A 16,060-nucleotide genomic window follows, 5' to 3' on the forward strand; every position below is an offset into this window, starting at 1 on the left:
TATTATAGGACATTTATGAAAATCAACTTTTTAAGTTTAGTCTTTTTTGCGCTATGGTTTAACGGCGCAACTTCTCAGGAAGGTTTTATTATCAACAAAGATGGAGAGAAAATAATTGTAGATAACAGCACAGTTGAATTGTATGCTTCGCTTGAAAAATTCAAATACCAAGAACCCGGCAGCGATAAAACACATACTATCAATTTAGACAAAATAACGTCGGCCGCCATTGGAAAATATCGCATTGAAACTTTTAACTTAGATAAAGAACCGAGACCTTGTTTTATCTTGGCGGAATTGCCGGATAAGAAACTCGTCAGTTATATTGGAATTTATAAAACGTATAGAAAATATTTCTCTTACATTATCGATGCGAATAACACCGTGATAGAAACATTAAAATTTTCAAGTACGGATAAAAGAGACGATACTGAAGCGATTTTAAAACAACATTTCTCGCACTGTCCTGAACTTAAGACAAGAATGAATTCGTATGAATCGGATTATATGAATTTAGAAAACACATCAAAAAGAGCCGCCAAATTCGTTGAAAAATATGAAGAGGGAAATGGTAAGATGATCTTGCTTTTCAGAAGTCCAACCTATTCAAAGTGTAATAGTGAACCCCTAGAAACGGTTACAAAAGCTGATGATCTGACGAAAACAGCTACAAACACAGATAATTCAGCGCAATATAATGGCACCTATAAGTTCGAATCGATGACCACGGAATTCCAAGGGTCAAAGAGAACGTTGCCTATTAAAGGAACTTACATCATAAATGATGGTTTCGTCGAAGTCAAGACAAAGGACAACAGCCCGAAATATAAAATCAAAAGTATTCACAATGGCACCATTTATCTTGAAGACAATAACATGACTCACACCATTCTGGTAATACCTGAGACCGGAAAGAAATATGATACTAAAATAGTTTTTACGTCAGATAAAAAACTTGGCGGCGGCGGCGGTGAATACTGGTGCATAAAATTATAGCATCGATAAAAAAAGCTCCCAATTCGGGAGCTTTTTTATTTTATAAAGTTGCGATAGCTTTTTCCAAACGCTTGATGGTTTCTGCTTTACCAATCCATTCTACAATATCGAACAGATGCGGGCCTTTAAGCGCACCGACCAAACTCAAACGGAACGGCTGCATGACTTTCCCCATGCCGATTTCGTTTTTCGTCATCCAGTCTTTGACGATCATTTCAACATTTGAGGAAGTAAATTCACCGATGTTTTCCATCACGGAAATCAATTCCTGTAATAATCTTGGTGTGTCAGCATTCCAGTTTTTGGCTGCCTTTTCATCATAAGAAGTTGGAGCCTGCAAAAAGAAATCGCTGAGTTCCCAGAATTCTGATACAAAATGGGCGCGTTCTTTTATCAATGAAATTAAGACTTCAAGTTTGTCTTCGGCTACGGAAATTCCTTTTTCATTTAAGATAACCGTAAAATCTTTTGCTAAATTAGCATTGCTTTGCTTTTGCAAGTATTGGTGGTTGAACCATTTGTTTTTTTCAGGGTCGAACTTGGCTCCAGATTTGTGCACGCGGTTTAGGTCGAACGCTTCAACCAATTCATCTAATGAAAATAATTCTTTATCGGTGCCGTCATTCCAGCCTAATAAAGCTAAGAAATTGATAACCGCTTCTGGAAAAAATCCTTTTTCTCTGTAACCAGACGAAATGCCTTCTTCGGTTTTCCATTCAAGAGGAAATACAGGAAACCCTAATTTATCGCCATCGCGTTTGGATAATTTTCCGTTGCCTACAGGTTTCAGTATCAATGGTAAATGCGCGAATTCAGGCGCTTCCCAACCGAAAGAACGGTATAATAAAACGTGCAAAGGCATTGAGGGCAACCATTCCTCACCACGAATAACATGCGAAGTTTCCATCAAATGATCATCAACAATATTAGCCAAATGATACGTTGGCATGCCGTCGCTTTTGAACAGCACTTTGTCGTCCAAAAGATTGGTTTCAAATTGTATGTCGCCGCGTATAATGTCGTGCAAATGCAAAGTTTCGTTCACAGGCGTTTTAAAACGGATGACGAAATCTTCACCTTCAGCAATTCTCTTGTCGGTTTCCTCTTTTGAAAGTACCAACGAAGTATCGAGTTTTTCGCGGTTGTGCCAATTGTAGATGAACGTTTTGCCTTGCTCTTCGTGCTGTTTTCTATGGAAATCCAAAGCTTCGGCCGTATCGAAAGCATAGTAAGCATTGCCTGAATCAATCAGTTGATCCGCGTATTGTCTGTATAAATATTTTCTTTCGGATTGTCGGTAAGGACCGAATTTTTCGTTTTTGCCGACGGTTTCACTAGGAGAAATTCCAAGCCATTCCAAGGCTTCAAAAATATATTGTTCCGCTCCGGGAACGAAACGGTTCTGGTCAGTGTCTTCAATCCTAAGATAGAAAACACCGCTATGTTTTTTTGCAAACAAGTAATTGAATAGTGCGGTACGAACTCCGCCAATGTGTAAAGGTCCCGTCGGACTGGGTGCAAAGCGCACGCGAACTGGTTTCGACATTTTGTAAAAATTTTGTGCAAAGATACTAAGTTAGCCTGTCGGTTTTTTACATTTTTAGCATCGATTTGAAGCTTAGAAACTTTGGAATTTTTTTAACGTTTTGCAATTCAGATAAAATCGTACTTTTAGCGGTTATAATAAAAAAACAAGCGCCCTTGAAATCATCGAATATCATTTACGAAAAGTTAGAAACTTTCATTAGGAAATACTACACCAACGAGCTCATTCGCGGCGTGTTATTCTTTGTAGGGTTGGGGTTGCTGTATTTTTTATTCACGCTTTTCGTCGAGTATTTCCTTTGGCTCAAACCGATGGGAAGAGCGGTATTATTTTGGCTTTTTATCGGCGTTGAATTGTTTTTGCTCGCACGGTATATCGTTTTCCCGCTTTTCAAATTGTTTAAAATCCAAAAGGGAATCGATTACAAAGAAGCGTCAATCATCATTGGGAACCACTTTTCTGAAGTCAGCGACAAACTCACAAATTTCTTGCAACTGGCTTCTGACAACAACCAATCGGAACTACTTTTGGCATCTATTGACCAAAAAGCCAATGCGTTGCAGCCGATTCCGTTTGGAAGTGCGATCAATTTTAATGCGAATAAGAAATATTTGCCGTTGGCGATTTTACCAATTTTATTTTTTGCATTCTTTTACATTTCGGGCAACAGCAATGTGATCTCGCAGAGTTTCAACCGCGTCGTACATTTCAAGGAACAGTTTATTCCGCCCGCGCCGTTTGAATTTGTGATTGTGAATAATCCGTTGCAGACTGAACAGAACAAGGATTTTACACTTTTACTCCGCACCAAAGGGAAAATTGTTCCCGAGAACGCGATGATTTTCATTAACGATGAAAGTTACTATATGGAATCGGTGAAGCCAGGAGAATTTCAGTATAAGTTCACTAAACCTGCTGCCAATATTGATTTTCATGTGGAAGCGAATGCTGTAGTTTCTTCTGATTATGAATTGAAAGTGGTTACGGTTCCATCGATTGCGAACTTTGAGATGCATTTGAATTTTCCGTCTTATCTCAATAAAAAATCAGAAACCATCAAAGGTTCGGGAAATGCGATTGTTCCGGAAGGAACAACGGTTTCCTGGAAAATCAATACACAAGCGACGCAAAATGTGGAATGGTCAGATATGAAATCATTGACGCCATTTTCTAAAAATGAGAATACATTTTCCCTGTCCAAGTCTATTTTTCAAAACACCGATTACCAGATTTTGACTTCGAATGAGAAAGTGAAAAACTACGAAAAGCTAAATTATCAGATTTCCGTGATTAAAGATCAATTTCCGACCATAAATGTCAATCATGCGCCGGACAGCCTTAAAACGGAGAAAACGTATGTTATCGGGCAAGTTTCGGACGATTATGGTTTGTCTAAACTTCAGATCATCTATTATGAAAAAGATAAACCAAACACTGCTAAAAGAGGCATTATTGCGGTGAAGAAAGATATTTATGATCAATTTGTGTTCTCTTTCCCAAGTGCTTTGCCTGTCGAGCAAGGTGTAACTTATGAATATTACTTTGAAGTTTTTGACAATGACGCAGTGCACCATTTTAAAAGCACCAAATCTTCGGTATTTTCAAATAGAATCGTTACCGATACAGAGAAAGAAGATCAGGTATTGCAGCAGCAAAACAACAGCATCAATGGATTGGAGAAATCTTTGAAGGCTCAGGACAAGCAGATTTCTGAAATTGAAAAACTTCAGAAAGCGGGAAAGGAAAAAGACAATCTGGAGTTCAAAGACCAACAGAAAGTCAATGAATTCATCAACCGCCAGAAACAGCAAGATGCGATGATGAAGGAGTTTGCGGAGAAGATGAAAGAGAATCTGGACAAATTCAAATCCGAAAAGAAAGACGAGTTTAAGGAAGAACTGCAAAAACGATTGGAGAAAGCCGATAAGGATTTGGAGAAAAACCAAAAGCTGCTTGACGAACTTAAGGAACTCAATGATAAGATCAAGAATGAGGAGCTTATGGAAAAGCTGGATAAGTTCAAGCAAAACAGTAAAAACCAAACCAAGAACTTGGAGCAATTGGTCGAACTTACCAAGAAGTATTATGTAGAAAAGAAAGCAGAACAATTGGCTGATAAGCTAGATAAATTAGCGGAGAAGCAAGATAAGTTGGCAGAAAACGAAAAGAAAAATTCTACTGAAAAACAGAATGAAATTAACAAGGAATTTGATAAGATTCAGGAAGATTTAAAAGACCTGCAAAAGGAAAACAAGGAATTGAAATCACCGATTGATATCCCAAATGATGCTGAAAAAGAGAAAAGCATAGACGAGGATTTGAAAAAAGCTTCTGAGGAATTGCAAAAAGAAAAGAAAGACAAAGCCAAGCCCAAACAAAAAAGTGCCGCCAAGAAAATGAAGGAAATGTCCATGAAAATGGAGCAAAGTATGGAAAGTTCCGAAAAAGAAGAAATAGAAGAGGATGTCAAAATGCTGCGTCAGATTCTGGATAATTTGTTGGCTTTTTCGTTCTCACAGGAAGAAGTCATGGGACAATTCAAAGGACTCAAAAGAGGTTCGCCGTCATTCAATAAAAACCTGAAGATTCAGCAAAATTTGAAACAACAATTCAAACATGTCGACGATAGTTTGTTTGCGATGTCTTTAAGGAATCCCAAAATGGCTGAGAATATTACAGAAGAAATTGGGAATGTGCATTACAACATTGATAAAGCGTTAGAGAGCTTGGTTGAAGCGCAAATCCCAAAAGGACTGTCACACCAACAATATACCATTTCAGCGGCTAATAAGTTGGCAGATTTCTTAAGCGACATCCTCAATAATATGCAAATGTCTTTGTCAGGAATGGGTTCCGGTAAGCCAAAACCTGGTCAAGGGCAAGGAATGGGCATGCAATTGCCGGATATCATTAAAAAGCAGGAAGGCCTTGGTGAGAAAATGAAAAGTGGCATGCAGAAAGGTGATAAACCCGGAGACAAAGCAGGCGAGGGCAAAAAGCCCGGTGAAGGTGAAAAACCGGGCGAGGGTAAGAAACCAGGAGAAGGAAATAAACCCGGTGAGGGAAATAAGCCAGGACAAGGCGATAAAGGCAAATCAGGCAAAGATGGTAAAAACGGAAACGGTGATGGCAATAGTCAGAATGGAGAAAATGGCGAAGACGGAGAAGGCGATGCAAAAGCCATCATGGAAATTTATAAAGAGCAAAAACAATTGCGCGATGCCCTACAAAACGAATTAGATAAGCAAGGCATGGGAGGTAATGGCCAAAATGCGATTGAACAAATGAAGCAAATCGAAAAACAATTACTCAATAAAGGATTTAATAATGAGACTTTGCAGAAAGCCTTGAATTTAAAATATGAGTTGATGAAACTCCAGAAAGCAATCCAGCAGCAAGGAGAAGACAAGAAAAGACAATCCGAAACTAATAATAAGGAGTTTTCTAATAAAACCAATGCCCTACCATCAAGCTTGCAACAATATCTCAACAGTGTTGAAATCTTAAACAGACAAAGCCTACCTTTGCGCTCCAATTTTAACCAGAAGGTTCAAGAATATTTCAAGAGCAATGATTAGTTTTAATTACGAAACCGACTTTAAACTTCCCAAGAAAAAAGCTTTCTCGGAGTGGTTGTCCAATGTAATTCTGTCTGAGAACAAAAAAGAGGGTGAAATCAACTATATCTTTTGTGATGATGCTTATTTATTGGAAATTAACCAACAATATCTTAACCACGACACTTTAACGGACATCATTAGTTTTGACTATTCTGTAGGAAATGAACTACACGGAGATATTTACATTTCTGTCGAAAGGGTTCGTGAGAATGCGGTTGATTTCGATGTGATATTTGAGGATGAATTGAAAAGGGTTATGGTTCACGGCGTACTTCATTATTGTGGATTTAAAGATAAATCTAAAGAAGATGAATCGCTGATGCGTTCCAAAGAAGAAGAGAAAATGAAAATGTTTCACGTGGAACAAAACAAAAACAAATAAAAATGTTTCAAGAAGTATATGATGTTATTGTGGTCGGTGCCGGTCATGCTGGTTCTGAAGCTGCTGCTGCTGCCGCCAATATGGGTTGTAAAACACTATTGGTTACCATGAGTCTACAGAATATTGCCCAAATGTCATGTAATCCTGCGATGGGCGGAATAGCGAAAGGTCAGATTGTACGTGAAATTGATGCTTTAGGCGGATACTCGGGAATTGTTTCTGATAAAACCGCCATACAGTTTAAAATGCTTAATAAGTCGAAAGGACCGGCCATGTGGTCTCCAAGGGTTCAAAGTGATCGAATGCGATTTGCAGAAGAGTGGCGATTGATGCTTGAACAAACACCTAATCTCGACTTTTATCAGGAAATGGTAAAAGGCTTGTTGATTGAAAATCATAAAATAGTAGGCATCAAAACTTCTTTGGGTATTGAAATAAAATCCAAAACAGTTGTGCTTACCAATGGTACTTTTTTGAATGGTTTGATTCACATCGGTGATAAACAATTTGGTGGTGGTAGAGCAGGAGAAAGTGCTGCGTATGGAATAACCGAAGATTTAGTAAACGTAGGTTTTGAATCTGGCAGGATGAAGACGGGTACGCCGCCAAGAGTTGATGGCAGGTCGTTGGATTATTCCAAGATGAATGAAGAAAAAGGCGACGACAAGCCGGATAAGTTTTCCTATTCGGACCATACAAAACCGTTAATTCACCAGAAGTCTTGTCATATGACGTATACTTCGCTTGAAGTTCATGAAATATTGAGGGAAGGTTTTGAGCGTTCTCCAATGTTCAATGGGAGAATTAAAAGCATTGGCCCGCGTTATTGCCCATCAATAGAAGATAAAATCAATCGATTTGCAGATAAGGAAAGACATCAGTTGTTTGTTGAGCCTGAAGGATGGAATACCGTTGAGGTTTATGTGAATGGTTTTTCTACGTCTTTGCCTGAGGAAATTCAATTCAAAGCATTACGTTCTGTTGTTGGTTTTGAAAAAGTGAAGTTCTTTCGTCCAGGTTATGCTATTGAATACGATTATTTTCCTCCAACACAATTGAAGCATACACTAGAAACCAAGCTTGTTGATGGGTTATACTTTGCAGGTCAAATCAATGGCACTACAGGTTATGAAGAGGCAGCATCACAAGGATTAATGGCCGGAATTAATGCGGCTTTGAAAGTAAAAGAGCAAGTGCCATTGATATTGAAGCGTGATGAAGCGTATATTGGTGTTTTAATCGATGATTTAATCACGAAAGGAACAGAAGAACCCTATAGAATGTTTACATCAAGGGCTGAGTTCAGAACATTGCTCAGACAAGACAATGCTGATTTTAGGTTGACACCAATGTCTCATGAAATCGGTTTGGCATCCGAAAAACGTTTGAGACGAATGGAACATAAGTTTAATGAGTCAGAAAAAATGGTCAATTTCTTCAAAGAAACCAGTGTCAATGTGGCTGAAATTAATCCGATTCTCCAAGAAAAAGAAACAGCTTTGGTTAACCAATCTGATAAAATGTTTAAAATCTTTTCACGCCCGCAGATTGATTTGCAGGATATGTTGAAGTTGGAAAAAGTTCAAACTTATATTAACGAACAGGAAGTTGATCAAGAGATTTTAGAACAAGCAGAAATTCAAGTAAAATATTCGGGATATATAGAAAAAGAACGCAATAATGCGGACAAACTGACGCGTTTAGAAGATGTAAAAATCCCTGAATTTTTTGATTATCATAAAATAAAATCAATGTCTATTGAAGCCAAACAGAAGTTGTCTAACATTCGCCCTGTAACTATTTCCCAAGCTTCCAGAATTAGTGGCGTTTCCCCAAGTGATATTTCTGTACTCTTAATTTATATGGGAAGATAAATGTTCCACGTGAAACTCCATACGACAACCATTGTAAATAAAGGAAAACTTCTTGTTTTTTCATTTTGTATTGTATTAATTGGTTGTGTAGGAGCAAGGCAAACCATTCAGATTCCCGATTATATTTTGGTTCCAAAAGGCAAAGAAATAGTTGAAAACCAAGAAGGTTTAACGGCCTTTATTTTCGAAAATAACACGAAGAATTTGCCTATTGAAAAATTCCTGTCGATTAAATTCAAATCTGAAAATTACTTCAGTACAGAATATTGGGTGGTCATCGACAAAAGCAAATATAAGATGATTGTTTATGATAATTCAGACTTTGAAAAGTACTTCAACAGCGCCAACTATTCTGTCATCAATCTCGAACCACAAAATGACCAAAGCGATCAGCAAAGAAAGTTTATTGCGATTTCAATGGTCAATGCTAACAACGAAGATTGCCTGAAAGACGGTTCACTTTTCCAAAACATAGTCGTAAACTATTTAAAAAAATTAAAAGACGAATATTATAATCAATAATGGATATTTCAAACCACAAACTATATCTTACTGTAAAAGACCATTCGGTTTCCAAAGAAGCATTTAATCTTTATCGCGACGAGTCCATTGATTTGGTATTTACATATCCTCAGCCCGATTTAGATAAATTGCCAAGCTATTACGAAAGTGAAGACTATATTTCCCACACTGACGGCAGCCGTTCTTTGTTTGAAAAAGCCTATCAGTTTGTAAAGCAAATCGCACTAAAGAATAAGTTGAAATACATCAACCAACAAAAATTAACCAAAGGAATTTTACTCGATATTGGCGCGGGAACCGGAGATTTTTTAGCCGTAGCACAACAGGATGGATGGCAAACAAAAGGAATCGAGCCTAATGAAAAAGCCAGAACGATAGCGCAAACCAAAGGGGTTTCCATAATTGAAAGTACCTCTGCGATTGCCGAATCTTCTATTGATATCATCACCATGTGGCATGTTTTAGAACACGTGCCTGATGTTGAAAAACAAATCAAAGAACTCAAAAGAATATTAAAACCTACAGGAACTATATTTATTGCCGTTCCGAATTTCAATTCTTTTGATGCCAATTATTACGGTTCTTTTTGGGCAGCCTATGATGTCCCGAGGCATTTGTGGCATTTTTCTCAGAAATCCATCAAGCATCTTTTTGCAAGAGAAAACTTTCATTTGCTAAAAACCTTACCGATGCCGTTTGATGCGTTTTACGTGTCTTTGCTTTCTGAAAAATATAAAACAGGCAGCATGAATTTCATCAAAGCATTCCTTATCGGATTAAAATCCAATTGGAAAGGCAGAGCGACTGGAGAATACTCGTCGCACATTTACATCCTAAAAAACGACCAGAAAATCTAAATTTAATTTTAATACTTTTGAACCTTCAACTTAATCAAATCAACATGAAAAAAATAATTCTAGTTTTAGCCCTTTCGCTTTCCATCGTTGCCTGTAATAATAATCCCGCTACGACCAAAACAAAGGAAATTAAAACGGCCTATGTCGACACTTCAAAATTATTAGAGGAATACACAGAAGCCAAAGACATTGAAGCCAAGTATAAGTCTAAATCTGACGATATGGGTAAAGAACTGCAGGCAGAAGTGGCAAAATTCAAAGCTGAAGCGGCAAGTTTCCAGCAAAACGCACAAGCTAAAGGTCAGGCCTGGGCGCAAGAAAACGGCTCAAGATTGCAGAAGAAAGAGCAGGAATTAAGATATGCGCAAGACAGCATGGTGCAGCAATTGCAGCAGGAAAGCGGCGTTGAAATGGATTCCCTTGTTAAAAGCGTCAAAAAATTCATCAAAGAATACGGTAAAGAAAAAGGTTACGATTATATTTACGGAACCGGTGAAGCGGTTTCCATTTTATATGCCAAAGACCAATATGACATTACGAAAGAAATCACAAAACTGCTTAACGAAAAATATAAATCCGGAGATAAAAAAGCGGCAGAAAAAAAATAATTCATAGATTTATCCCTATAAAAAGCCTTCATCGATTTCAATGAGGGCTTTTTTTACGACATACCCAACGCGAATCAGTTTGTATAAATTAAAAATTGATGCTAAAACTCAATAATTCAACGGTTTATAAATATTTATTCCTCGCTATATTGGCTTGTTATTGCTTTTTTTTAACTCAGTTTGGATTGGAAAACTTTGATACGGGTTATATCCCAAGTTTTTCATGGAGAATCATCAACGGGCAGTCGGTTTACGAAGACTTCATCTACAAAGGCCCTCCGGTAACGCTTTACTTCAACGCCATTTTCATGTATGTGCTTCCGGAAACCGGACAATTTTTTTGGATCAGGATCACCAATTATCTGCTTTTTGCTTCGCAGGTTTACCTAATCGTTTCCGCAGTTGATAATCTTTATGATTTCTCAAAGTTTAAAGTATCAAAATGGGGTTTAATGATTGTGGGTTTCGTAGTTTCGCTATTGAATTTTTCGCCTTATCCTTGGCCCACAACAGATGGACTTTTATTTGCAGCCATGGCCTTTTGGTTGGTTTCAAAAACCGATGAGCCGAAGTTCTTCAGATTGTTTGCCGTTGCTTTCTTGGCGGTTTTGTGCGCTTTAACCAAACAGTCTTTTTATTTGGTGCCGCTTTTATTTCTGTTTTGGATATTTATGAAATTCAATCTCAAAACGGCTTTCGTTTTTACAATTCAATTGTTATTTTTTGTGGCGCTATACCTTGGTTTTATTTTGTCGATGACTAGTTTTGACAAATTTATCCAGCAAACAACTGGCGAAACCCATGTCATGGATTTATTCCACGCTGGAATACAAAACTATATTTTCATGCCAGTGATTTGGTTTTTAGGTTTGGTGTTGTCGTTTGGCCTGGCCGTTTTAATCTATCTGAAAGTAAAAAAACAAAAACCAACAGCCATTGTCCCGCTTTTTAAATGGATGGCTTATATCATATTCTCAATTGCCGTTGCTTTGTGTTTTGTGAAACAAATCGAATTGGCTTCGAGATTGGCTTTTGTAGCCGCCTTTTTTGCACTTATTTATAGCTATGGATTCAAAAACAAAAATATTCCCTTAATAGCGCCCATAATCGTCTTATTGGGAATTGCATGGTCGTGTTCGATCAGTCTTGGATACCAATTCCCGATTTTTTTCGCTACGGGTATTGTTTCCTGTTTTCTCGTTTTGGTTGGTAAGGATCTGAAATCATTTTCAAAATATTATTTCTGGATTGCTTTTCCGGTTTGTCTCACAGCCTTTTCCTACAATTACCGGCCATACCGAGAAGCCTCGATTCCAAATCTGAACTATTCGCTTGAAACGGTTTCGCCCAAACTCCAATACATCAAAACCAGTAAAAGCAATTTCGAAAAATACACCGAACTCAAACAACTCATTGCGAAATACGGCGAAAATTTCATCGTCGCGCCCAATATTCCGATGGCGAATTATATTTTTAACCAGCAAAGCGAATTGCCCGCCGATTGGTTAATAGAAACCGAAGTCGCCAGAAGTCAAAAAATGTTTATTAGCTTAGCAGCAGATAAAAAGAACTATATTTTCCTCGAGAAATCGTTCCTGAACCGCGAAGAGTTCATGCCGGCGGAACGCGAAAAATTCAGTTCGATCACCGAATTCATTTACGAGAATTTCAATTGCATTGCTCAAACGAAACACTTTCTGGTTTATAACGCATTAAAGAATAATGAAACATTACCTTAAACTCATTCGTCCCGAACAATACGTCAAGAACGTGTTTGTTTTTGCGCCGTTGTTTTTCGGTGGCGCTTTCTGGGATTTCCATTTGTTGTTTTTGGTTTTTCTGGCGATTGTTTCGTTTTCATTGGCTGCAAGCAGTATTTACATCATCAATGACTTTTTTGATATCGAAGCCGATCAAGCGCATCCGCTGAAATCAAAAAGACCGCTGGCTTCGGGTGAAATCAAAATTAAAAACGCTTTGGTTTTACAGTTGGTGCTGATGATTGGCGCGCTGCTATTGGCCTGGAGCATCAACCGCAACTTATTTCTGATCATTAGCAGTTACATCTTTTTGAATTTTCTTTATTCCAAATGGCTCAAGCATATTGCGATAGTTGATCTGAATATTATTGCCATTGGTTTTGTGCTTAGAATTCTCGCCGGAGCCGCCGTTTCTGCGATTGAACCTTCAGTCTGGATCTTATTGATTACTTATCTGCTGGCGCTATTTCTCGGAATCGCCAAAAGAAGAACGGATGTGATTTTATCGCAAAACGGCAAAGAAGTCCGCAAAAGCATCGAGGGTTACAGTCTAAGTTTTATCGATACCGTACTCGGAATCTTGGCTTCTGTGCTGATTGTCTGTTATATTTTTTATTGCATTGCGCCTGAAAACCTGCAACATTATCACTCGAAATGGTTGTATTTGTCGATTATATTTGTCGTCAACGGCATTTTCCGATATCTCAAACTTGCCATTGTAGACCAATCCACGCATTCGCCGACGAGCATCGTTTTAAAAGACCGTTTTATTCAGATTACCATTTTACTATGGATTGGTTTGATGAGTTATTTGCTGTATTTCAATTCCTAAAAAGCCATGAAAACATTAGCGCTTTTTGATTTCGACGGCACGCTTTACAATAAAGACAGCTTGATTGAGTTTACCATATTTGCCAACGGAAAAGTCAGATTTTACCAAGGATTGTTGATGCTTTTTCCATCGCTTTCAGGTTTGAAACTGGGCATATTAAATAATGAAAAAGTCAAAGTAAAATTCCTTACGCATTTCTTTAAAGACGACGATGTCAAAGAATTTAAAGCACTGGCACAAAATTTCGCAACCACAAAAATCGAAAAAGACTTAAATAAAAAAACATTTGAATATTTCTTAAAACACCTCGAATCGAACCATACCGTTTGCATCGTTTCCGCTTCGAGCGCCTACTGGATTGAGCCTTGGAGTGAAAAATATAAAGTCCCTTGCATCGGAACAGAGTTAGAAACCATAGACGGGAAAATCACCGGAAAGTTCACCACCAAAAATTGTTATGGGCCGGAGAAAGTCAACAGGATCAAAGCTGTTTATGACTTAGAGCAATTCGATGTTATCAAAGTTTACGGCAGCGGCAAAGGCGATAGGGAAATGTTGCAACTTTCCAAAGGCTAATAAATTCACCATCAAGCAATTGTTTTTAATTTTGATTCTATAATTTTGTCATTCAATATCAGCCACATGGAAACCATCACAGCCGAAGCGAAGTATACCCTTCAATTCATCAACCAAACCCAACGGTCTATATTTCTGACCGGAAAAGCAGGCACCGGCAAAACTACGCTGTTGCGCGAAATCATCAAAACTACACACAAGAACACCGTTGTTGTTGCGCCTACAGGAATCGCGGCACTAAACGCTTCAGGCGTTACGATCCATTCTTTGTTCCAGTTGCCTTTCGGCGGATTTATTCCGGAGAACATCACGCCGCACTTTTCAGACGCTGTAAAATTCGAATCTAAAAGTACGCTGCTGCGGTTCCCAAGAATGAGCGGGCTCAAAAAAGCCGTGATCCGCAACATGGAATTGCTCATCATTGATGAAGTCAGTATGCTGCGCCCAGACGTACTCGATGCCATTGATTTTACGATGCAATCGATTCGGAAAAACAAAAAATCCTTCGGCGGCGCCCAGGTTTTATTCATCGGCGATCTGATGCAATTGCCGCCCGTAATGCAAAACGAAGAGTGGAAAATCTTAAAGAAATACTACCGCGGGAAATTCTTTTTTCATTCGCATGCTGTGCAGAACAATCCGCCTTTATACATCGAACTTTCCAAAATATTCCGCCAGTCGGATGACGTGTTCATCTCGATTCTCAATAATTTACGCAACAACCAGATTACGCAGCAGGATCTTCAACATCTGAATGCGCATGTCAAGCCAGATTTCGACCTGAAAGCCAACCCAGGTTTTATCACGCTGACGACACACAATGCCAAAGCCGATGCGATCAACCAGCAATCTTTACTTGATCTGAAAGGAACGATGGTCACTTACCAACCCGAAATTGTAGGCGATTTTCCAGAAAAAATTTATCCTGTCGAGGCTAATTTGCAGCTCAAAATCGGAGCACAGGTCATGTTTATGAAAAACGATTTGTCATTCAACAAGCAATATTTCAATGGGAAAATGGGCGTCATCGAATCGCTATCGGACGAAGAAATTTTGGTGCATTTTCCTGAAGAGAAAAAAACGATAGCCGTTGAGAAATACGAGTGGCAGAACATCCGCTATACCGTCAACGAAATGACCAAGGAAATCGAAGAAGATGTGTTGGGAACTTTCGTGCATTATCCGCTGAAACTGGCCTGGGCGATCACTGTTCACAAAAGCCAGGGTTTGACTTTCGATAAAGCCGCGGTGGATGTTTCACAGGTTTTTCTTCCCGGACAAGCTTATGTGGCGCTGTCACGACTTCGTACTTTACAGGGATTGGTACTACTTTCGCCGTTACGGATGAACGGCATCTCGAACGACGAGGAAGTCATGGAATATGCCGCCAACAAAACCGAAGAATCCGATTTGGAAAACGCGCTCAAGCAAGAAACCAATCAATTCATTCAGCATTTTCTCAAAGATGCTTTCAATTGGTCGGATTTGGCTCAGGAATGGCGCAACCACCAATTCAGTTACAACGAGAAATCGGAAATTTCAGAAAAATCCAAGCACGCAGTCTGGGCGAAAAAAAATGCTGAAACTATTGCGGAATTGCTCGAACCGGCCAGAAAATTCACGTTGCAATTAGACAAACTGTTTGCTGCCGAGCCTTTCGATTTCGAATTCATTTCAGAAAGAGTGCAAGCCGCATTTGATTATTTCTTTTTGCCGCTGGACAATCTCGTGCATGAAATTCTTTGGAAATTAGAAGAAATCAAACGTGTCAAAAAAGCCAAAGCCTTTTTCGAAGAACTGTTGGTTTTAGAAGAAGCGCAGACCAAAGCCGTGCTGCATTTGATGAAAACCAAAGTGTTTGTGCAAACCATCGCCAACGGAAACGAAATCACGAAAGAGAATTTATACACACCGGCGATCAAAAATTATAAAGTCAAAAAATTAGAATCGATCCAGTCGTTGTTCCAATCGCTTCATGTGACTTTGATTGAAGATGAAGAAGACGTTGTTCGCTATAAGTCTAAAAAGGAAACCAAAACCAAAGAACCCAAAAAATCCACTTTCCTCGTGACTTACGAATTGTGGCAGGAAAAGAACTCCATTACAGAAATCGCCAACATTCGCAAACTCACCAAGCAAACCATCTGCACGCATCTGGCCAAACTCATAGAAATTAAATCGATCAACATCGCAGACGTATTGCCACACGATAAAATCGCCGATTTAACCAAAGCTTTTGAAGGTTATGAAGAAGCGTCATTGAACCCACTCAAGGAACAATACGGCGACACGTTCAGTTGGGACGAACTCAAAATGTTTAAGGCGAGTTTGCCGGTGCGATAATCCAGTTTTACATTCATTTTCAATCTTAAATAATCCTATAAATAGGATATTGCAAGGACTTATTATTAGGCCTAGGTTTGTCACGTTTTATGAGTCCGAATGATTATTCGGTGTTGGGTTTTAATGCCTTATCAAAACTTCCCA

Annotated in this window: 12 protein-coding genes; 11 read left to right on the plus strand and 1 reads right to left on the minus strand. The window is 38.7% G+C overall.

What is annotated here, in order from left to right; genetic code table 11:
* The first annotated feature begins 15 nt into the window (after positions 1 to 15).
* A complete protein-coding gene (locus tag Q0058_RS11765) occupies positions 16 to 996 on the plus strand; it encodes a hypothetical protein (RefSeq protein ID WP_298224161.1) in 981 nt (326 codons plus the stop codon).
* A 40-nt stretch (positions 997 to 1,036) separates the two neighbouring features.
* Here Q0058_RS11765 and gltX read toward each other — a convergent pair whose 3' ends face one another.
* A complete protein-coding gene (gltX, locus tag Q0058_RS11770) occupies positions 1,037 to 2,542 on the minus strand; it encodes a glutamate--tRNA ligase (RefSeq protein ID WP_298224163.1) in 1,506 nt (501 codons plus the stop codon).
* 155 nt (positions 2,543 to 2,697) lie between these two features.
* Here gltX and Q0058_RS11775 point away from each other — a divergent pair, with 155 nt between their 5' ends.
* The 10 genes from Q0058_RS11775 (at position 2,698) to Q0058_RS11820 (ending at position 15,916) form a co-directional block, all read left to right on the plus strand.
* Positions 2,698 to 6,120 carry a DUF4175 family protein gene (locus Q0058_RS11775; protein WP_298224164.1) on the plus strand — a complete coding sequence of 1,141 codons (3,423 nt, stop codon included), beginning with the start codon at positions 2,698 to 2,700 and terminating at the stop codon, positions 6,118 to 6,120.
* Positions 6,113 to 6,544, plus strand: coding sequence for an rRNA maturation RNase YbeY (gene ybeY / locus Q0058_RS11780; protein WP_298224167.1), 432 nt, complete (start codon positions 6,113 to 6,115; stop codon positions 6,542 to 6,544). The genes Q0058_RS11775 and ybeY overlap by 8 nt, the downstream gene beginning before the upstream one ends.
* Before the next feature lie 2 nt (positions 6,545 to 6,546).
* On the plus strand, positions 6,547 to 8,418 hold the full coding sequence (gene mnmG, locus Q0058_RS11785) for a tRNA uridine-5-carboxymethylaminomethyl(34) synthesis enzyme MnmG (protein ID WP_298224169.1): 1,872 nt from the start codon (positions 6,547 to 6,549) through the stop codon (positions 8,416 to 8,418).
* A gap of 9 nt (positions 8,419 to 8,427) precedes the next feature.
* A complete protein-coding gene (locus Q0058_RS11790) occupies positions 8,428 to 8,940 on the plus strand; it encodes a hypothetical protein (RefSeq protein WP_298224170.1) in 513 nt (170 codons plus the stop codon).
* Positions 8,940 to 9,797, plus strand: a complete 858-nt coding sequence (locus tag Q0058_RS11795; RefSeq protein ID WP_298224172.1) for a class I SAM-dependent methyltransferase — start codon at positions 8,940 to 8,942, stop codon at positions 9,795 to 9,797. The genes Q0058_RS11790 and Q0058_RS11795 overlap by 1 nt, the downstream gene beginning before the upstream one ends.
* Positions 9,798 to 9,841: 44 nt before the next feature.
* Positions 9,842 to 10,405, plus strand: a complete 564-nt coding sequence (locus Q0058_RS11800; protein WP_298224173.1) for an OmpH family outer membrane protein — start codon at positions 9,842 to 9,844, stop codon at positions 10,403 to 10,405.
* 185 nt (positions 10,406 to 10,590) lie between these two features.
* Entirely contained in the window at positions 10,591 to 12,144 is a 1,554-nt protein-coding gene (locus Q0058_RS11805) for a hypothetical protein (RefSeq protein ID WP_298224175.1), read from the plus strand.
* Positions 12,128 to 12,997: a decaprenyl-phosphate phosphoribosyltransferase gene (locus tag Q0058_RS11810; protein ID WP_298224177.1), complete on the plus strand. Its 870-nt coding sequence runs from the start codon at positions 12,128 to 12,130 to the stop codon at positions 12,995 to 12,997. The genes Q0058_RS11805 and Q0058_RS11810 overlap by 17 nt, the downstream gene beginning before the upstream one ends.
* Positions 12,998 to 13,003: 6 nt before the next feature.
* Positions 13,004 to 13,573, plus strand: a complete 570-nt coding sequence (locus tag Q0058_RS11815) for an HAD-IB family hydrolase (protein ID WP_298224179.1) — start codon at positions 13,004 to 13,006, stop codon at positions 13,571 to 13,573.
* A 66-nt stretch (positions 13,574 to 13,639) separates the two neighbouring features.
* Positions 13,640 to 15,916, plus strand: a complete 2,277-nt coding sequence (locus Q0058_RS11820) for a helix-turn-helix domain-containing protein (protein WP_298224181.1) — start codon at positions 13,640 to 13,642, stop codon at positions 15,914 to 15,916.
* Positions 15,917 to 16,060: the final 144 nt, after the last annotated feature.

Source organism: Flavobacterium sp., from assembly GCF_027484705.1.
Lineage (GTDB): Bacteria > Bacteroidota > Bacteroidia > Flavobacteriales > Flavobacteriaceae > Flavobacterium.